Origin of the sequence: Bradyrhizobium sp. CIR18 (genome assembly GCF_014198295.1) — a bacterium.
Classification (GTDB): domain Bacteria; phylum Pseudomonadota; class Alphaproteobacteria; order Rhizobiales; family Xanthobacteraceae; genus Bradyrhizobium.
The window spans coordinates 64,293-82,771 of the sequence record NZ_JACIHF010000024.1 but is presented as its reverse complement, the minus strand read 5'-3'; the positions used below and the strand labels follow the sequence as shown (position 1 = coordinate 82,771).

16 protein-coding genes and 1 pseudogene are annotated in these 18,479 nt (G+C 59.5%); 12 read left to right on the top strand and 5 right to left on the bottom strand.

Annotated elements, in window-relative coordinates; all coding sequences use genetic code 11:
- Nucleotides 1-350: 350 nt before the first annotated feature.
- The 3 genes from GGD65_RS38025 (at nucleotide 351) to GGD65_RS38015 (ending at nucleotide 2,035) form a co-directional block, all read left to right on the top strand.
- The gene (locus tag GGD65_RS38025; protein ID WP_210317517.1) at nucleotides 351-941 is read left to right on the top strand and encodes a MarR family transcriptional regulator; all 591 of its coding nucleotides are present in this window, start codon (nucleotides 351-353) and stop codon (nucleotides 939-941) included.
- A gap of 235 nt (nucleotides 942-1,176) precedes the next feature.
- The gene (locus tag GGD65_RS38020; RefSeq protein ID WP_183238524.1) at nucleotides 1,177-1,473 is read left to right on the top strand and encodes a hypothetical protein; all 297 of its coding nucleotides are present in this window, start codon (nucleotides 1,177-1,179) and stop codon (nucleotides 1,471-1,473) included.
- Nucleotides 1,463-2,035 carry a type II toxin-antitoxin system VapC family toxin gene (locus GGD65_RS38015; protein ID WP_183238523.1) on the top strand — a complete coding sequence of 191 codons (573 nt, stop codon included), beginning with the start codon at nucleotides 1,463-1,465 and terminating at the stop codon, nucleotides 2,033-2,035. Before GGD65_RS38020 ends, GGD65_RS38015 begins: the two co-directional genes overlap by 11 nt.
- 91 nt (nucleotides 2,036-2,126) lie before the next feature.
- On the opposite strand, the pseudogene GGD65_RS38010 reads toward GGD65_RS38015, so the two are convergent.
- Together GGD65_RS38010 and GGD65_RS38005 are read right to left on the bottom strand one after the other, a co-directional pair.
- Nucleotides 2,127-2,608 (bottom strand): annotated as a pseudogene (locus tag GGD65_RS38010) (antitoxin Xre/MbcA/ParS toxin-binding domain-containing protein).
- A gap of 882 nt (nucleotides 2,609-3,490) precedes the next feature.
- Complete coding sequence (locus GGD65_RS38005; protein WP_183238522.1) at nucleotides 3,491-4,816, bottom strand: glycosyltransferase family 4 protein; 1,326 nt, start codon at nucleotides 4,814-4,816, stop codon at nucleotides 3,491-3,493.
- Nucleotides 4,817-5,229: 413 nt separating this feature from the next.
- Here GGD65_RS38005 and GGD65_RS38000 point away from each other — a divergent pair, with 413 nt between their 5' ends.
- The 3 genes from GGD65_RS38000 to GGD65_RS37990 all read left to right on the top strand — a co-directional run bounded on the left by GGD65_RS38000 (nucleotide 5,230) and on the right by GGD65_RS37990 (nucleotide 8,903).
- Complete coding sequence (locus tag GGD65_RS38000; protein ID WP_183238521.1) at nucleotides 5,230-5,448, top strand: hypothetical protein; 219 nt, start codon at nucleotides 5,230-5,232, stop codon at nucleotides 5,446-5,448.
- Between the two features lie 96 nt (nucleotides 5,449-5,544).
- On the top strand, nucleotides 5,545-6,420 hold the full coding sequence (locus tag GGD65_RS37995) for a hypothetical protein (RefSeq protein WP_183238534.1): 876 nt from the start codon (nucleotides 5,545-5,547) through the stop codon (nucleotides 6,418-6,420).
- 26 nt (nucleotides 6,421-6,446) lie between these two features.
- Nucleotides 6,447-8,903, top strand: a complete 2,457-nt coding sequence (locus tag GGD65_RS37990; RefSeq protein WP_210317516.1) for a glycosyltransferase — start codon at nucleotides 6,447-6,449, stop codon at nucleotides 8,901-8,903.
- Here GGD65_RS37990 and GGD65_RS40625 read toward each other — a convergent pair.
- Nucleotides 8,786-9,619: a hypothetical protein gene (locus GGD65_RS40625; protein WP_246783557.1), complete on the bottom strand. Its 834-nt coding sequence runs from the start codon at nucleotides 9,617-9,619 to the stop codon at nucleotides 8,786-8,788. The genes GGD65_RS37990 and GGD65_RS40625 overlap by 118 nt on opposite strands.
- 96 nt (nucleotides 9,620-9,715) lie before the next feature.
- Here GGD65_RS40625 and GGD65_RS37985 point away from each other — a divergent pair, with 96 nt between their 5' ends.
- Nucleotides 9,716-11,248, top strand: coding sequence for a glycosyltransferase family 2 protein (locus GGD65_RS37985; protein WP_312017770.1), 1,533 nt, complete (start codon nucleotides 9,716-9,718; stop codon nucleotides 11,246-11,248).
- Nucleotides 11,249-11,257: 9 nt separating this feature from the next.
- On the opposite strand, the gene rfbD is transcribed toward GGD65_RS37985, so the two are convergent.
- Nucleotides 11,258-12,244, bottom strand: a complete 987-nt coding sequence (rfbD, locus tag GGD65_RS37980; RefSeq protein WP_183238519.1) for a dTDP-4-dehydrorhamnose reductase — start codon at nucleotides 12,242-12,244, stop codon at nucleotides 11,258-11,260.
- On the bottom strand, nucleotides 12,244-12,798 hold the full coding sequence (gene rfbC / locus GGD65_RS37975) for a dTDP-4-dehydrorhamnose 3,5-epimerase (RefSeq protein ID WP_183238532.1): 555 nt from the start codon (nucleotides 12,796-12,798) through the stop codon (nucleotides 12,244-12,246). Before rfbC ends, rfbD begins: the two co-directional genes overlap by 1 nt.
- A 111-nt stretch (nucleotides 12,799-12,909) precedes the next feature.
- On the opposite strand from rfbC, the gene rfbA reads away from it, so the two are divergent.
- The 5 genes from rfbA (at nucleotide 12,910) to GGD65_RS37950 (ending at nucleotide 18,101) form a co-directional block, all read left to right on the top strand.
- Nucleotides 12,910-13,788, top strand: coding sequence for a glucose-1-phosphate thymidylyltransferase RfbA (gene rfbA / locus GGD65_RS37970; protein WP_183238518.1), 879 nt, complete (start codon nucleotides 12,910-12,912; stop codon nucleotides 13,786-13,788).
- A gap of 24 nt (nucleotides 13,789-13,812) precedes the next feature.
- Complete coding sequence (gene rfbB, locus GGD65_RS37965; RefSeq protein ID WP_183238517.1) at nucleotides 13,813-14,880, top strand: dTDP-glucose 4,6-dehydratase; 1,068 nt, start codon at nucleotides 13,813-13,815, stop codon at nucleotides 14,878-14,880.
- Between the two features lie 57 nt (nucleotides 14,881-14,937).
- A complete protein-coding gene (locus GGD65_RS37960) occupies nucleotides 14,938-15,801 on the top strand; it encodes a class I SAM-dependent methyltransferase (protein ID WP_183238516.1) in 864 nt (287 codons plus the stop codon).
- 6 nt (nucleotides 15,802-15,807) lie between these two features.
- Nucleotides 15,808-16,758: an alginate O-acetyltransferase AlgX-related protein gene (locus tag GGD65_RS37955; protein WP_183238515.1), complete on the top strand. Its 951-nt coding sequence runs from the start codon at nucleotides 15,808-15,810 to the stop codon at nucleotides 16,756-16,758.
- Between the two features lie 419 nt (nucleotides 16,759-17,177).
- Nucleotides 17,178-18,101, top strand: coding sequence for a glycoside hydrolase family 99-like domain-containing protein (locus GGD65_RS37950; protein WP_183238514.1), 924 nt, complete (start codon nucleotides 17,178-17,180; stop codon nucleotides 18,099-18,101).
- Nucleotides 18,102-18,479 lie beyond the last annotated feature (378 nt).

Sequence of the window (18,479 nt, the reverse complement as noted above, 5' to 3'; positions counted from 1 at the left end):
TGAACCGCGCAAACAGGCCGAACACATGGCCGCTCCGACCAACGCCGCAAAGTGAAGATTCTCCTTGCCAACCAGGAGCCGTCCACACATGGCCCTTAGCCGAACCGGACTGAGGCATTCGCGATGGCAGTTTGGGGAGGCAGAGCGGACGCGGGCTTGGATCGCATCCATCTGCATCTCTTTGTCAGGTCCATGTAAGGAATGCACTTCCTAGGGGCATTGCAGATGATCGTGCACGTGACCCACTAGTTCTGATTGCAAACCTTCGTATGTAGACGTCGGGTCATTTTCCTCGTGCGATGCGGCATGCGATCAGCAATATATTGCCGTAGGAATGCAGGGGCATAGGGATGATCACGGCAGCGCGGGAAGCGGTCGACTTACTAATTCAAGCCGCAGGCAGTTGGGAGTTCGAAGATACCCTCCACGGATTGAGAGATCGAGAGTGGATGGCGCTGCGCTTTCTGGCACGTGCAAACAGATTCTCGCGGACCCCTTCCGGGTTAGCCCAGTTCGTCGGCACAACTCGTGCCACCGCTTCTCAGACAGTCAAGCGTCTCGAAGACAAAGGTTATCTTCAACGCCGCAGTTCGGATGAAGACAAGCGCTCGGTGATCCTTGATGTAACTCAGCGAGGAGAGACAATCCTGTTGCGCGATCCTATCGCACAGCTCGTCCATGCAGTTGCTACACTTGAACTTGGCGCAAACAACTTTCGCGATCTGCTTCGCCAAATATTGGAGCAACTCGACGCGCGCCGGGATCGTCACCATGCGGATAATTGCAGAAAGTGCATCTTCCTGACTGAGGCCTCTGGAGATACTCGTAGAAAGCAGCCTGAATATACGTGCAGGTTCTTTCGCGCCGACATCGGTGAATCCGAAATCGATCTTCTGTGCTTCAATTTCGAACGTCGGGAGCGCGGCGCCTTCTCCGCCTAGTTCTCCTAGAATAGCTGCAGTACAGCAATGCCGAGGCATTTCCGCTTGTGGCCCTTCAGCGACCTCGGGAGGTGTCCGCTTTTTCGCCGCTGTTAGAGGTAGAGCGGACATCGGGCGGCCAACTGCTTAATGAGACACGGCCTAGTTCAATTGGTGCGTAACAGTCCTTATGGACAGCGTTTGCCTTGCAAGATGTTTAACAATTGTTATCTTTTGTCCAACGTTGGAGGTTGCGATGGTTATGCGGACCCGCACGTCGATAGAGGCCGAGGAGCACATTGCGCTAAAGCGCAACCGACTCGTGCTCGAGCAGGCGCGCGCCGTCGGGCTGCTCGGTGAGGCCAAGAACACGCGCTTGTCCGGCCGCGTGTCGGCAGGCCTGGTAGAAGCGGCAAAGAAGCGGGCTCACGTATCTTCAGATACCGAACTTCTAGAGCTCGCGTTGTCGCGTTTGGCGCTCGAAGACGATTTCGGCGCACGTCTTGTCAGGCGCAAGGGAAGCGTCCCGGCAGATATCGATCTTGCCATTTGATCTCCAGGGAACGTTGCGGCGTCTGAAACCGCACAAGCATTTGGAGCGGTTGACGCGACGAGCAGATTCCGAGCTTGCTTGGGCATCCGACGGGCCCCTCATCGGCGGCGCACTAATTCTCGATATCAGCGATTACCTCGACGTCTTGCAGGCCCGCACGCCGGCCGCCGTCGATGAATTGCTGACATATCGCGTCTGCCACCACTCGGCCGTCTGGCTAGGCGAACTAATGCATGTGTTCGGTCGGCTCGATCCGGCCCACCCCTCAAGGAATGGGGTTCTGCAAACCGCAAGGGATGTGATTGAAGACATTCCGCAGCATCGCTTGCAAGCTCCAGATACGACGATGTGGGGCGAAGCGGGAATACTTGCGGGCGAGCTATTTCGTCTCAGCGGCGCGCCAAAGGGTGCAGGTCACGAGCGGAAATACCTCAACGATGCGCTGATCTATCTCCAAGCGCGGAGTACCGGTGCCAGCATATTGACAGGCAATGTCGGCGACTTCGACTTCCTGAACCAACTTGCTCCGGGCGTTCCGATCATTCTGTATCGGCATGCGTGAGCGAATCATCAGCCCAGGTCGACGCAAAGCGCGCCTGATCGAGGCGCCAAGCGATGAGCTTGCCGCCTCCCCAATGGCTCTACAGAAGGCGTCATGCATAGACGCCGTATGCGAGGCGCGTGAGGTACTGTTGAACGAGCTCGATGCCCGCCGGAGTGGCAAGCAGGTCGATCGGGCGACGCTGGTCAAGACCGATGGCCGGATGCTCGAGCCACTACTCTGCTTCTTCCTGCGAACCGAACACGTCCGTGGCCTTGGCCAGGATTTCGGCAAACTTCCAGGTCCGCCCACTTTGCTCCTGGCTCAGCGGCTTGTCCGGAGCGCCCTTGCGTCGCTGAAAGGTGCGAAGGCTCATTCCGAAGGCTTTTTCCAGCGAGTCCGTTTGAATGAAGATGAGGTGACTGACGAAGTAGGTCAACGCAGAGCCTGGCAGTCCGTCCAGCAGCAGTTCGTGGGCGTCGAGGTGCTTGTAATCCGGCGCAACAGGATGCGCGGCCCGCCGAGCAAATCGGCCACCTTCTGCAGATCATTGCCTGGCCCCTTTGGAGCCGGTTTCTCGGCTGCGGCAGTCATGGCAGCCCTCGCGCCACGTGTCGCCTAGCATGTGCCACATGTCGCAATTAATCAAGTGTAGCCCTCTATGGACCTCGGGCGAACCTTGGTTGCAAAGGGCGGCAGGGCAGTTGGAATCTCGTTCGCTAGATTGACCCCGTTAGACTCTGATCGAGCGCAAACGACTCAGATCGGACGAAAAACGACAGAAGAGACTCGCCAGGCAGACACTTCTTTGGAGATGCCTGCTTATGCGAATATCCCAGGGGTGTCGATTTGGATTGTGTCGACTTGGATTGGATCTGAGTCATTCTGGCTGGGTTCGAGTCTGCTCCCGTCAGTCGAGTGACGGCTCGATGGCAAATCCGATAGTGTGATCCGCGAATTGGCCGATTGGCTTGCCCGCGGAGCCAACGAGCATCATCTCGAACAAGGAGGTGCTTGATCCTCTGCATCGGATCCGCTTCGACCCGAAGATTAGCGCGCCTGAGCTCAAGTCGCGCTTCCCGAAATACCCGGCGTAGGGTCTCATGGTGGCAATCCCCTGCTCGCTGCGGCTCTCCGGGCGCGGCAAATTGACAGCCGCCGATTTCTCCTTGGGCTGTCCATTGATAGTGCAATGCGGCGCGGGGCGATGCTTCATCTACATTCCTGAAGGCGCCGCTTACCCTAGGCGCGGCCGGCGACACTCGGTCGGCAGTTCTGTAGCGAACCCTGCTTCTTGGGAGTTGAACGAAGGCATGACCCTGGCTTTTTCTCGCTCATCGACCGCAAGCTAGCGCACACCAGGACCGCAACCAAATGCGAGTACCCCTGCTCTTTTCGAAAGACCAGATCTAGTTTCAGATCGAAGGAACGAGCAGCCTCAAGACGTCGCCGGCAGCGTATCACGGGGCGACTGCATCACACCTGGCGATCTGCCGGCATGTTGCGTAACGTGCGCTTGGCGCCTTTGGTCCGCCAATCTGAGGCTGGGCGCGCTGGCCAGAAAACGCGCGGCGATGAGGCGACATTTCCCCTCAGATCGAGAAGGCGACGCATTCGCGGCACACAGACCTGCTCCGCGTCATAGTGATCGACGACGTGGCGGCGGGCGTTCTCGCGGAGCGCTGAAAATCTTGCCGGCTGCTCTAGCGCTTCGACGACCTGCTCGGCAAGCTCATCCGCCGCAAAGAAAGGGACCAGCAACCCGTTTTCGCCTGAATCTATAACTTCGCGCACCGGTGCCGTGTCAGAACCAATGACGAGGCAGCCGGCGCTCATCGCCTCCAGCATCGACCAGGACAGCACGAAGGGATACGTAAAATAGACATGCGCCGATGATACTTGAAGGGCCGCAAGGAAGGTCTGATACGAGACGCCGCCCAGGAAATGAACACGCGACACGTCCAAGCAATCGCGCACTTCGGTGAGGAAGATCGATTTCCAGGTTTCACCCGCAGGGGGCGGAAGTCCGTAGGATACGCCATCCCTGCCAATGATGACGATCTGTGCGCTCGGCCTCCGTCTCAAGATCTCCGGCAGTGCGCGCATGAAGATATGGTAGCCCCTGAGCGGCTCGAGATTGCGCGCGACAAACGTCACGACCTCATCGGACGGTCGGACGTGCTGTCCATTCGGAAGCATCAGGCGCGCCTGCGGATTCGGCCGCATGCGCGCCGTGTCGACGCCCTCGTGAATCACATCGATCTTGCCCTGATAATGTGCGGGAAACGTCGATTGCTGCCACTTCGTTGGCGAGATGCCCACTTCGCAGTCCTCAAGCGCGAGCAGGGTCGTCGCATTCTTCAACTGGAGCCCGATGTGACCATCGAGGCCAGGCATTGGAAATTCCGGATCAAATCCGATATCACGCCCCTCGGCCCCGTAAAAAAATTCGCAATAGACGAGCAAACGTGCCTTGGGAAACATCGTACGCAACGGCAAAGTCTCGCCCCACCCGGGATGGGCGAGAATCAGATCCGGCGTGAACCCCGACGTCGCCAGACTCGAAAGACTGTACAGCACTTGTTCGGCACGTCGGCACTCGACGTCGAAACGCCGTGCAAACGGATGCGTTCCCGAAACGTCCGCGTCAGGAAGAGCGTATTTTATCAATCGCACGGAAGGCATCGATCTTGCATTTGATGCACCGACGGCCACGACCTCGAAGCCAGGCTCCTTGGCCAAGGCAGCCGCAATGTTGCGATACTGTGCTGGGAAATTGTTGTGAACGATTAGGATCTTCATCGACGCCGCTCTGGGCTGGTTTCCTCGTGCCATGCAATCAACCGAGAATGAGTGCAAGCACGGAGATATCTATAGCAAGAATTGCCAGCAGCGAAGCACGCAGCTTCCATCACAAACCTAAGTTCAAGATTTATCTGTTCTCGCCTTGCTCGCTTCGTGAGCAAGGGCGCCGTCCGATTGGCACCCAATCGATCCCGCATGACACCACTGTGTCAGTCGCCCGCAGGTTCCCGATCGATAATTTGCTGAAGTACTTCTTCGCGTCGAAGCTTTCCATGCGCATGACATTTTCTTGCCCCAAATTAGAGCGATTAAGTCCAAACGTATGCTACTTTTGGTTTTGTCCTCGCCACGCGAGCTTTGATATTTACTTTACTTCTAGAGACCCAAGCCTAAGCGCGCGTGAGCATCCAATGAAGACCAAACAGCCTCTCCTCAACTTTGAGTTGCAAAGCTGGCATCCCGACTCGATCGGCGTAGATGACATAGTGGGCGTGATCGCGCTCTTGAGAGACGAGAATGAAAGGCTTCGTCAGATGGCGGAGCTGCTCAGCGCAGAAACCGAATACATGCGACGGTCTCTGTTGCCGCCATATTGGCGTCCCGCCGCTCGCTTGAGAAGTGTTCCCTGAAATGCGGGGAGCGACGATCCGCCTCTTAAGCTGGCACGCATGATCGTCAGGCGGCACAAAGAAAATCCTAGTTTATCGGATCTGATTCGGGGGGCAATGATGGGCGACGTTGAGCAACACAAAGTCGTAAGTCTCGATCGGGGACTGTTCTTAGTGAACTACAAGAGCGCGGACGATCTCGCCTCGCCACCTCACGTCACGGTTGTACCGGCGCAGGGGCATGAAGGCCGCATGGAGCTCATCATGCACCCTGATGCGAGCGAGCCGACACTATGGCAGCCCAATTCCGGTCTAATGGTGCGGGTCAACACGCCCGGCACGTTGCAGATTCAGGTTCAGCCGATGCGACCGGGAGGATCGCGCGCGGCCATGGTTCGTATCGAACCGATACAATCCGGCCGCGCACCACTCGTCGCGCAAAGTGAGCACACGGCCTTACACTCAAATGTTGTAATCGAGGGCCTCAAGGTCCTCGGCCACGTTGCTGGTCGCGGCGATGTTATTGCCGCGCCCAACACGTGGATTGCAGGGCCAACGGCCCCTTCGCGCATCGAAGGAATTGCTCTTGACTGGCCGGAGAAGCCTGTGGGCCTCGATATTCGCTATGCGGTCCAATTCGCCAATGGCCAGGCGGGCAGCGGCAAAATGGTCTCACTCGGGACTTTTGCCGGCACCCGCGGACGAGCCTTGCCGATTACGGGCGTCGTGCTGGAAATCAGCGGCACCGACCGATTCGAGTTCGTGGCGGAAGCGACGTTCCTGAACGCGCCGACTTTGCGTGCCATCGGCAAACGGGTCGTGCTGTCGGGCCCGACCAGCCGCGAGCCTCTGGTCGGCATTCGCATGGGCATCAACCGAATCGCGGCCACGGACAACGTCGTCGTGCCCGCAAAGCCAGCACGTAAGTCGGTCGGCTCCGGCCGGGTACGTGTTTTCCGCAGTCGGGCGCGCCAAGAGAGTTCCGTCGGCTAACGAGATCGACTAGGCCGGACCGCCGCATGGTTCTTAACGGGGTCATTGACGTCCCCTCGCCCGCCGGGCCTCGCGCGCATATCGCGCTCGAACGCCTCGCAGCCGAGGCGCTGACCGCGCAGGACTTCGCGACCGCACTCAAATACGCCGATCGACGCATTCGCGTTGCGCCTCCACCAGCAGCTCACTGCTTCGTTCTCCGCGCCGAAGCCGCTTGGGGGCTTGGACTTAGCGAAGCTGCACTGTTCGATCTTGCGCGGGCGCTTCTTGTCGATCCTTCCGATGTCGGCGCCAACCGCCGGATGCTGGCATGGGCTGCCGACGATCGGCGACTAGCCGCAGCCACGCAACTGATATGCCGCGAAGGCAATCCAGCCATCCTTCGAGCTGCCATCGCGGAGCTGCGGCGCGTTGGGGGCCGGCATTGGGCGGCCTGCTCTGTGTTCGACAATCACGTGACGGGCTGGGTCGCCTGGACCAACGCCCTTCCCGTCGAAGTGAGCCTCGCAACCGAAGACGGCACGCTGACGAGCATTCTCGAACCCAATCCGTTTCACCCCCTGGCGAGCGCAGATGTGCAGGCAACAACCTTCCTGGTTCGGCGGCCACCGTCCAAGACAGCTCAGATTGTGACGCTGAGATGCGGCGAACACGTCATCCAGGTTCGACGCATGGCGCCCAATCTCGCCTCGACGATGAACCTCCGAGCCACTCGCGATTCTGCCACCAGAATCGGATCGAACGTCGGCCTGCCGACCGTTATCGTCCCTGTCTATGGGGATGCGCGGGCAACGATCGAATGCTTCAAGAGTCTCGACAAGGCAAGGCGTCCGCGAGGATCTGGTAAGGACGCCTTTCAGGTTCTCGCCATCGACGATGCCAGTCCGGAAGTGGAGCTGCAGCGCCATTTGAGCGAGCTTGCGACGACAGGCAAGATTCGCCTCCTCGTAAACACGGTCAATCTCGGCTTTGTCGGCGCGATCAATCGCGCGCTGAAGGAGGTACGGACGGGCGACGTCGTATTGCTCAACTCTGACACGCTCGTCCCGACGGGCTTCGTGGATCGGTTAGCCGACGTAGCACATTCGGCGCCGAACATCGGAACCGTCACACCGCTCTCCAACAACGGCGACATCTTCTCCTTTCCGACGCCGAACGACGTTAATCCCATGCCGCGATATGACGAGATCGTCGCAATCGATCGCGTCGCCAGCGCCGCCAATGCGGGGCACGCGATCGATGTCGCAAGCGGCATCGGATTCTGCCTCTATGTGACCCGCGCCTGCCTCGATATTGTGGGCGAGCTCTCCGACAATTTCGAGCGCGGTTATCTCGAGGACGTCGATCTCTGCCTCCGCGCGCGGGCCAACGGCTTTCGCAATGTTTGCGCGCCGTCGGTCTATGTCGGACATCACGGCTCTAAATCTTTCCAACAGGAGAAGCGAGGCCTCGTGCTTCGCAATCTCGGCATTTTGGACCAGCGATTCCCGAACTACCGGGAGGAATGCCGCGCCTTTGAAATCGCCGATCCGTTACGGCCGGCCCGCGCCGCGCTCGAGCGTGCGCTGCCATGGCCGGCTGAGCCGTCGGTGCTGGTTCTCGTGGGCGAGCGGACCTGCCCTGCCGTAACCGACGCGCGGATACGGCATCTCCGGCTAGATGGCGAGCGCATAATCCTGCTCTCCTGGGAGCAGGATCTGCTTCATCTCAGGGCTACCGACGGAGGTTTGCCGCAGGCCACACGCTTGCGCCTCGATGCAGAGGCCGGTCGCGCCGAGGCCGGCGACCTCCTGACGCGTTTATGCCCAACGCGTATCGAGATCCTCGACCCGAATCCGTCGCCACGGCTCATCGAATGGATCGGGGGCCTCAATCTTCCGGTCGATCGCTGGCTGATATCGGAGAGCATCGGCGAGATCGCTTCCCTGCCCCCCCATACAACCCCTCTTCTCGTCCCCAGCAAATCGGCCAAAGCTTTTGCGCAAGAACGGTGGCCCAATCGCGAAATCGTCCTGCATAATTGGCCCACAGGTTCGCTGACACTTCCTCCGATCTCCGCCTCGCACAAATCTCTCGTCATCGTTCCCGCGACGCCTTCGCCGGCATCCCTGCGCATGATACGAACATTGGCAGATCGCCTGTGGCGGCGCGAACCATCCTTACCGATCGTCATCGCCGGGACCACCTGCGGCGATGATCGCCTTATGTCGCGGCCCAATCTCTTCGTCACGGGCGCGGTCGCTGCGGACGAGTTGAGCGAGGTGCTGACGCCGCATAATCCGGGCTGGATCCTCACCGATTTCGAGCAGCCCATCTTCGGCCATCCTCTCGTCGAGGCCGCCAAAGAGGCGACAAGACCTGTCGCCTATTGCGACTGGTCCGGCGGCGCGCTTAAGCCCCGCAAAGGCGACCTTGCGATTCCTGCCATTGTGAACGCAGCAGGACTTGCCGATCTCGTGGTCGACTGGATCGCGGGGTCATGAGCATGTCGCGCCTCTCCCGCCCGCAGCCCGAACCGTCGATCAGACCAAAGCTCGTCAGCCGGCTCGAGCTCGCGCACGACGGGACGTTGTCCGGCTTCGCCTACGACGCCCACGCGCCGGAGCGCCGCTATACCGTTGAGATCTTGCTCGACGGTCTGGTGTTCAGCACGGCCTATGCCGACGCCTTCGTTCCCGAGCTCTCTGAACCATGGCTTCAGGCGAGTTGCGGCTTTGCGGTCACGATAGAGCCCGATCTGCTTCGCGCCGCGCGCATCCTCGAGGCACGCCTCGCCAATCTTGGCACTGTCGTTGGTCAACCCATCGATCTGGAGAGTGGCCGCGCAAGCCTCGTCGATCTGTGCAAAACATGCGAGTTGCGCTGGCTTGGCGGGTTGCACTTCCAGGGCTGGATCGATAGCGAACCCGCTCTGTTCCTGGAGGCAATCATTGACGGAGAGGCCGTCGCACAGGTTCATGCTGCCGCCTGGACGCATGTCGGCGAAGCTGCCGCACACCGGAATGCGCGCGCCTTCGATTTCCATGTTCCGCAACGTTTTGCCGACGGACGCGTTCACCGCGCCTCGCTGCGCAGGGAGGACGGCGAGCCAATTCCAACAACGGCCGTCTTCGTTGCCTTTCCCGACGGTCTTGCCGGAATGATCGACGCGCTCGGCGGCTACGATGCGGAGCGTCTGCGCGGCAAGCTCTATGACCAACTGATTCCGGCCTCGCTTCCCCTCGCCGACTACGTGAATTGGCGCGATCGCTTTCCGCTGCTGGTGCCGCTGGCAAGCGGCCTTTCGCTCGCCGTCATGATCGCCGGCGCCGCCGGCGCAGAGCAAACGCTCGCTGCGCTGGAGACCCAGACCCACGAAAGCTGGACTGCCGGCTTTATCGACGGCGAGCCGCTCTCCGTCGACACCGACGCTCTCCTGGAATTCTTGGACGACGCCGCTTCCGATGCACATCATGTCGTCATCACGATGGCGGGCATGGTGCTCGAGCCGAATGCCCTGGCCCGCATCGCCGCCGCATTCGACGCCTATCCGGATGCGATCGCTCTGTACGGCGACCTTGATTTTCTTGCTGAGGATGGTCGCCTCTGGCCTCTGGCATTTCCCGCCTTCGACTACGAGAGAATGCTCGAGCAAGGCTATTGTGCGCATCTGTTCGCAGTGCGACGCGACGCTTTGCTCACCGGCCTCGAGACCCGCCCCGACAATCTTTACCGTCTCTTCAACTGCCTGCTCGATCACCTCGGTCCGCGTCAGGACAACATCCTTCATTTGCCGGGAGCGCTGGCGACGCTGCCCAACCTCGATCGAACCAACGCCAGCCGTCGGCTTGCCGCGGCGAGCCAGATGCACCTCGATGCACGCGCCGTTAGCGCGGACGTGACCCCACAACAGGGTAACCTCTTCCCTGCGGTCCGGATTGGTCGAGCGATTTCGCGCCAGCGCGTGACCGTGGTCATTCCGATCCGCGATCGTCTCCCCCTCCTGCGGACCTGTCTCGACAGCATCGCGCCCGCAGTGGAGCGCTGCCGCGCAGATATCCTTGTCGTCGACAACGACAGTGTCGATCCGGACACCATCGCCTACCTTGCAAATCTGTCGAAACGGGGCGTGCGAACCTTGCGGGTCGAAGGGCCCTTCAACTTCGCCAGGCTCAACAATCAAGCCTGTGCAGTCCTGGACAGCGACGTGCTCTGTCTCCTCAATAATGACATCGAAGCGGGCTCCGATGACTGGCTTGAGGAGATGCTGACTCGGCTCGCCGAGCCTGATGTCGGCGCGGTCGGCGCACTCCTGACCTGGCCTGGCGGCGTCGTGCAGCATGGCGGTGTCGTCTTGGGAATGAACTTTGCGGCGACCCACGCCTTCACCGACAGATTCGCCGATGATCCCGGCTTTCTCGATCAACTGCTTGTGACGCACGGATGCAGCGCGGTGACTGCCGCCTGCCTCGCGACGAGACGCAACGACTATCTTGCCGTCGGCGGCATGGACGAAGCGCGCTTTGCGATCGCCTTCAACGACGTGGACTATTGCTTACGGCTGCGTCAGGCGGGCAAGCGCATCGTTTTCACGCCGCATGCGAAGCTGGTTCACGCCGAATCTGCCAGCCGCGGCGCGGATGATCGCGCCGACCGGCGCGGCCGGTTCGAGCGCGAGCTCAATCTGCTTCGGGCGCGCTGGGGCGAATGGCTCAACGAGGACCCGAGCTACAATCCGCAGCTTTCGCGCGATGGCATCCCCTACAGCGGCCTCGCCTGGCCACCGGGGCCACGCGCCCCTCGCTACAATCATCTCGAACCAGCGCGCGACGTTCCGCTGGGGTTTTGAAGCGACGCCTCATCGCCCTTCAGGCCCGCGCGTCTCTCTCGATCGATCCGCCGGTGAATCACGAATAGGCTCGTCGCTGCAGCTGACCCGCCGCCTCGGCGCGCGCTGCGCAACGAAATCGTCGAGCTCGACCGACAACGCCTCCCGCCAGTCCGGCGTGACCACTCCGAATTGTCTATTCAGGCGCGACAGGTTGAGTCGGGAATTGCCGGGCCGCGACGCCTTGGTCGGGAAATCGGCCGTAGCGATCGGAACGATCTCCTCCACCTCCAACGCAAGGCCGCGCGACTTCAGGCCGGCGACGATCGCGCTCGCAAAGCCATGCCAACTGGTCTCACCCGTGCAGACGAGATTGACGACTCCCCCTTTGCGCGCAAAGAGCTCATTCAGGTTCGACAAATTTGGCAGCACGATATCGGCGATAGCGTTGGCGATTGACCTCGCCGTGGTCGGCGCGCCGATCTGATCGGCAACGATGCGTAGCTCTTTGCGCTCCGCCGCAAGCCGCGCGATGGTGCGCAGGAAGTTGGCGCCCTTGGCGGCGTAGACCCAGGAGGTGCGCGCGATCAGGTGTGGACCGCCGGCTGCGCGAATGGAAGTGTCGCCGGCAAGCTTGCTCGCGCCGTAGACCGAAAGCGGGCCCGTCGGACTGTCCTCGCGCCACGGTGCCTCCCCGGAGCCGTCAAAGACATAGTCCGTGGAAAAATGCACCAGCGGGACCCGATGTTTCGCCGCCCATTGGGCGATCTCCTCAGGTCCCCCGGCATTGATGCGGAACGCAAGCTCGCGCTCGTCTTCGGCGCGGTCTACAGCGGTATAGGCCGCGGGGTTGATGATGAGATCGGGCTTGAAGGCGTCGAGCGCTCCGGCAAGCCGTTCGGGCTTCGACAGATCAAACGCGGCGATGTCAGGCGCAATGATCGTACCGAGCCCTGCCAAAAGCGGTTGCAATGCGCCTCCGACCTGGCCGTCGGTTCCCGTCAACAATATCCGCATCAGATCTGCCCGTAGACTGGAAGGTTTTTCGAGTCGGCAAGCAGCGGCGCATCCGCATCTTTGGCCGACAGCGATGGTCGTTCGATGCCCCAGTTGATGCCGATCGTCGGGTCGTCCCAGCGGATCGAGACCTCGTTCTTGGGGCTATAGAAATCGTCGCATTTGTAGAAAAAGTCCGCGGTCTCCGAGAGCACCAGGAAACCATGCGCAAAGCCGCGCGGAACCCATAACTGCCGCCGGTTTTCCTCGCTCAACTCGACGGCCACGTGGCGCCCGAAATTCGGACTCCCGACGCGGATATCCACCGCGACGTCGAGCACCTTGCCCCGCAGCACCGCCACCAATTTGCCCTGGGCGACGGGATTTTGCAGATGCAGACCACGCAGCACCCCGTAGCGTGAGCGGGACATGTTGTCCTGCACGAAGGGCCGCGTGATGCCGTACTCGACGTAGCGGGGAAACTGATAACTCTCGACGAAGAAGCCACGGTCGTCGCCGAAGAACTTGGGCTCGATGATGAGGACTTCAGGAAGTTCGGTCCGGATCACATTCATTTTCGGAGCACTGCGAATTTTTTGCCAACTGACACCGTGTTTCGGCGTCGTCACTAACTTGTACTCTTAACATTATATGTTATGGTTGTGATAAGTAAACTGTGAGGGGCAATGAAAGGCATCATTCTCGCAGGCGGCACCGGCTCTCGCCTCTATCCAGTGACGACCGTCGTCTCGAAGCAACTTTTGCCGGTCTTCGACAAGCCCATGATCTACTATCCGCTCTCGACGCTAATGCTAGGCGGAATCAGGGAAATTTTGGTCATTTCCACGCCCCAGGACCAGGCGCTCTTTGAGCGGTTGCTCGGTGATGGCAGCCAAATCGGCCTACATTTTTCCTACGCCACGCAGGAGACGCCACGGGGGTTGGCCGATGCATTCATCGTCGGGCGTGACTTTATCGGCGACGATCCGGTCGCCCTAGTGTTAGGCGATAACATTTTCTACGGGCACAGCCTGCCAGGAATGTTAACAAAGGCATCCCTGCGAAATAAGGGCGCCACCATCTTTGGTTATGTCGTCAACACACCTGATCAATATGGCGTAGTTGAGCTCGACCAGGCCGGTCGCGCGCTTTCGATCGAGGAGAAGCCGAAGCAGCCGAAGTCCAACGTCGCGGTCACCGGTCTCTATTTCTACGACAACGACGTCGTCGACATCGCCGCGCGGATCAGGCCGTCGGCACGCGGCGAGATCGAGATTACGGACGTCAACAAGGCCTATATGGACCGGGGCGATCTCTATGTTGAAGTGCTCGGTCGCGGCTTTGCCTGGCTCGACACCGGTACACATTCCTCGCTTGTCGAGGCCAGCCATTTCGTCCAGATCCTCGAGCAACGCCAGGGCCTGCGCATCGCCTGCCCCGAGGAAATCGCGTTGCGACAGGGCTACATCACGATTGATGCGTTCGACCGGGTGGCCGCGAAGACCGCAAAGAGCAGCTACGGCGAATATCTACAATCCGTCGCACGCGCGCACAGAGCGGCCTAATTCGCCGCACGGAGTTGATCGATCATGCGTTTGAAGGGGGTGACCATCTTCGTGACGGGCGGGGCCGGCTTCATCGGCTCCGCGGTCGTGCGCCACCTCCTGCGCAACAGCCACGCGCGCGTCGTCAATATCGATAAGCTCACCTACGCCGCGAACCTCGACTCCCTCCCCGCCGCGACCGAAAACCTCCACTACGCCTTCGAGAAGCAATGCATCTGCGACGCCCCGGGACTGCGCCGGCTGTTCGAGCACTATCAGCCCGACGCGGTGTTGAATCTTGCGGCGGAGAGCCATGTCGACCGCTCGATCGATGGCCCCGGCGAATTCATCCAGACCAACATCGTCGGCACCTTCACGGTGCTCCAGGAGGCCCTACGCTACTGGAGGACGCTATCTGCGGACAAGCGGGCGCGGTTCCGTTTCCAGCATATCTCCACGGATGAAGTGTTCGGCTCTCTTGGCAAGGACGGCTTCTTCACGGAGACCACGCCCTATTCGCCCAATTCACCCTATTCAGCGAGCAAGGCCTCATCAGATCATCTCGTGCGCGCGTGGCATGAGACCTACGAGCTCCCGACGCTCGTGACTAACTGCTCGAACAATTACGGCCCCTATCACTTCCCCGAGAAACTGATCCCGCACATGATCATCAAGGGCCTGGCCGATGAACAGCTTCCCGTCTACGGCGACGGGCAGAATGTCCGCGACTGGCTCTATGTCGAGGATCACGCCAGGGCCCTCACGCTGGTGCTCGAGCACGGCGTCGTCGGCGAGACCTACAACATCGGCGGCCGGAACGAGCGCACCAATCTCCACGTGGTCGAAAGCATCTGCGATCTCCTCGACGAGATCAGTCCAGGTCACGGCGGCGCCCGCCGCAATCTCATCACCTTCGTCGCCGACCGCCCCGGTCACGATCGACGCTACGCGATCGACGCCTCGAAGCTCGAACGCGATCTGGGGTGGCGCGCCGAGGAGAGTTTCGAGACCGGCATTCGGAAGACCGTCCATTGGTACGTCGAGCAGCAGCCATGGTGGCGGGCGATCCTGGAGCGCGGATATCAGGCCAAGCGGGTCGGACTCACCAAGTAAGCCGGAGCGAGGCGGCCATCTGCCTCAAACAACGACGTTCGCTCAATCGAGGAAGAGATGCACAACACCGAGATCAACAAGATATACGAGACCTATGCACCTCTTACCGAGCAGGAATGGCGGTCAGACCTGGTCAGGAGCGTCAAAGAGCCTTCGATACGGGGCATCGCCTTTCCCTCATTTCCGTCAGCGGACCTGCAGCGCCATCTGCAAGGAAACTCCAACGAGATGGCGATCAGAGGCGCGCTCAGTTTTCGCGAGCACTGCGTCGGCGTCTTGAACGCCATTGGCGCCTCCTTCTCCGAGGATAGCATCCTGATCGACTTTGGAACCGGCTGGGGCCGCATCGCGCGCGCTTTTATGAAGGATGTGCCTGCGGCGAATATCTATGCAGTTGAACCGTTCGACTTCATCGTCGAAGCGCGCAAGGCGAACAGCTATATCAGCTTCGTCAAGACCGACCCGTTGCCGCCGCTCCCGTTCCGCGACGGATTCGCGACCCACTTGGTCACATGGTCGACCTTTTCGCACTTCAACCAGCACTATTTCGATCGGTGGATTTCCGAGATTGCACGCATTCTCAGACCGGATGGCGTCTGCTTCATAACAACTCTTGGCGTTCGGTTCTTGGAGAACCTGAAGGACGCACACCGAAAGAAGATCGACGGTGAAGAGATACACTTCTGGATTGATCTCATTCTGAAGCGGCTTCCCTATAACGCGATTGACACCGCAATAACAGAAGTGAGGTCCGGAAAGTTCTTTTGGCTGCCCTCGGACTCAGTGGCGCGTAGCGAATTTGCAGAATGCTTCGTAACGGACAAATATCTTTCCGATAAGTTCTCGGATCTATTCGCTGTCATCGACTATGCTGATCGCGCACAGCTTGCCCAAGATTGCATAGCACTGAGACGAAAGTGAACCGTTGTGCCGCAGCTCTCAACAGACGTTTTCGAGGGAGACGACGGCCATCTCTTCCTGGTTGGCGGCCGCAACGACGTCGCGCGTCTTTTCTCCGAATCCGAGCAAAATCTCCAATTGATCTGTTCTGCATGGAAGGCTCTGCTGGTCAGCAGGAAGAGAACTGCCGCAGATAAAGGGATAAAATACCTTCACTGCTTCGTTCCGGACAAGCTCTCGATACTCAGGGCAAAGGCGCTCGCGATCACCTCGCAAATGAGATTCCCGGCCGAAATCCTGGAAGAGAGCCACGATGCCGAGCTGCGCGGGACCTTGGTGCCGTTAACCAACTATCTCAGAAAGCAGGCACGCAACTATGACGTATTCCATCGAACCGATACTCATTGGACGGTGGAAGGATGCTTCAGCGCCTATCAGATGCTGTGCTCATACATGGGGATACCGCAAAAGGCAGATCTGATCCTGCGAAACGCACCAGCCCACGAAGGTAGCTGGGATCTCGGCTCCAAGTTGACGCCCAAGCGGTTCGAGACGATTCGGTTCGGACGTTTTGGCATCGGCGCATCCCGGGTCGAGGCCAACGAGATCGTGACCGCGCGCGAAACCGGCCGAGTGCCGAACGATCTGTTGCTGCACGTCGGATCGATCGTCGAATATCGCAACGAGAGGCACCCTCTGGCGAAAATGCGACTTCTCGTGTTCGGCGATTCCTTTTTTGAGTATCGGCCTCATATGCTCACCGGAATGTTTGCCGAGACCGTCGATGCCGTGATGTTTGTCTGGTCGGCCACCATCGACTGGAAGCTGGTCGACGACTTCAAGCCGGATATTCTACTGACAGAAATTGCGGAGCGATTTGTTCGCGTCGTGCCAACGGATGACATCGATATCAGGCGTCATGCGGCCAGCAAACTTCAGTCCGTGTTGTGCTCGCACACCGAACGGAGAGCTTCATAGCCTGACACGCGAACCGCGCACGCCCCCGAGTGTGGAACAATCTTCGCGCGCCGCGAGTTGCTACCTCTCATGTCCTGCGAGGCGCGTGCAGCTGATTATGGAATGATCAGCCGCGGAGGACGCCTCAAAAGGTGAATGCATGGCCCTGCCGATCTGGTCGCAACTGGTCGCAACTGCAAATGTCAGCCATTTCGTACCTATCAACGCGTCGGACTCTTCTGCGAGGGTTTCTCGCCACCCTCCTGCTTCCCAGACGGAGTTATCCAAGAACGCGATGCGCGACCTTCGGAGCCATAAGGTGGGACGCGCAATACTGCGACACAAAGGGGGAACCTTGTTATGAAGAAGAAAAAGCTCTGAGCCCCCAACGTTGGCAGTTTCGTGCGCCGCTCCATAGCCGTCTGACCGAATCCAAAACGTTGCAATTCAAGGCGACCAGAGACTCGTTCGACCATGAGATACGGGTCGCTCACGAGGCCGGTCTCGGCTACTGGGCATATCTGGCGTACGGCAGCGATGGCAAACTGGACCTCACGCACTCGATGATGCAGGGGCTGACGTACCATCGTCAAAGCGGCATTGCCGATCAAATGAACTATTGTCTGATAGCGACCTTTGACACGCTAGGTCGCGCTAGCAGATTCGACGAAGCGACACGGCGCATTCGCGATCTCTTTTCGGACCACAACTACCAGAGAACGCCGGACGGCAGGCCGCTTCTGTTCCTCTATTACCTGGATGCCTTATTGCCCTCATACTGGAACGGTTCGCTCGCCGAGCTCGGGAAATCGCTGTCTCACCTGCGAAACCTGACGACATCCTCGGGCGGCCGGGATCCGTACATCGTACTCTTGCACGCACCGCCTGCTGAAGCTGAAACGGCCCGAAGCCAGATAGGCGCCGATGCCATTTCGACGTATGGAATAAATTTCGGACCAAACCGATCTGGCACTTATCCCGAGCTCCAACGGCACGCAGAACAATATTGGGAAGATGAGTTGGCTCACACTTCGGTCAATGTGGTGCCGACCGTCATGGTCGGCTGGGATTCGCGGCCGCGGAAGGAAACCCCTCCCGCTTATGACAAACGGGACTACACGCGCATTGACAGAGGCGCGTATGTCGCGATCGCAACCCCTGATGAATTCGCTTTCGCCTGCCGACAGGCGTCGCGCTTCATGTCGAAGCACCCGGATCGATGCCCCTACCAGATCGCCCTGATCTATTCCTGGAATGAATACAGCGAAGGTGGAGCACTGGCCCCGACTTTGGGTGATCCGTCCGCCTCGATGTTGAGAACTGCGGGCGAGGTTATGAAGAGCTGTCACGCGGGAGAGAACTGAACATCGCACACGGCTTAAGGTAAACCGCCGACGCATTCATGCGCGATCAACTGCGGCTTTACAACCAGATTGTTCGATGGCAAGAATTCGTAATATGCCGGGAACGCGTAGATGCCCCTGGCAAAGAAGCGGTCACTCGTCATCTGAAATAGCATGTACGCGCTTTCCGCTCATGAGCGGTCGGTCGATCTGGAACGAAGGGTCGACCGCAACGCTGTCGCACGGCATCATCGATGTCGACACACCATTCTGGAGCCCACTCCCGAAATATCGCGCAGCCGCGAAGTAAGAGAGAAAGGGCTTTCTTACATGAACGATTTGTACTCGATGTCGGAATGAGTGATCAGTTCATCGGCCCATCCGGGTGTGCTTACATGC

What these genes read in the sequence shown, in the direction of transcription:
- GGD65_RS38025 (WP_210317517.1), top strand. Translation starts at nt 351, where the DNA reads ATGATCACGGCAGCGCGGGAAGCGGTCGACTTACTAATTCAAGCCGCA.
- GGD65_RS38020 (WP_183238524.1), top strand. Translation starts at nt 1,177, where the DNA reads ATGGTTATGCGGACCCGCACGTCGATAGAGGCCGAGGAGCACATTGCG.
- GGD65_RS38005 (WP_183238522.1), bottom strand. Translation starts at nt 4,816, where the DNA reads ATGAAGATCCTAATCGTTCACAACAATTTCCCAGCACAGTATCGCAAC.
- GGD65_RS38000 (WP_183238521.1), top strand. Translation starts at nt 5,230, where the DNA reads ATGAAGACCAAACAGCCTCTCCTCAACTTTGAGTTGCAAAGCTGGCAT.
- GGD65_RS37995 (WP_183238534.1), top strand. Translation starts at nt 5,545, where the DNA reads ATGATGGGCGACGTTGAGCAACACAAAGTCGTAAGTCTCGATCGGGGA.
- GGD65_RS37990 (WP_210317516.1), top strand. Translation starts at nt 6,447, where the DNA reads ATGGTTCTTAACGGGGTCATTGACGTCCCCTCGCCCGCCGGGCCTCGC.
- GGD65_RS37985 (WP_312017770.1), top strand. Translation starts at nt 9,716, where the DNA reads ATGATCGCCGGCGCCGCCGGCGCAGAGCAAACGCTCGCTGCGCTGGAG.
- rfbD (WP_183238519.1), bottom strand. Translation starts at nt 12,244, where the DNA reads ATGCGGATATTGTTGACGGGAACCGACGGCCAGGTCGGAGGCGCATTG.
- rfbC (WP_183238532.1), bottom strand. Translation starts at nt 12,798, where the DNA reads ATGAATGTGATCCGGACCGAACTTCCTGAAGTCCTCATCATCGAGCCC.
- rfbA (WP_183238518.1), top strand. Translation starts at nt 12,910, where the DNA reads ATGAAAGGCATCATTCTCGCAGGCGGCACCGGCTCTCGCCTCTATCCA.
- rfbB (WP_183238517.1), top strand. Translation starts at nt 13,813, where the DNA reads ATGCGTTTGAAGGGGGTGACCATCTTCGTGACGGGCGGGGCCGGCTTC.
- GGD65_RS37960 (WP_183238516.1), top strand. Translation starts at nt 14,938, where the DNA reads ATGCACAACACCGAGATCAACAAGATATACGAGACCTATGCACCTCTT.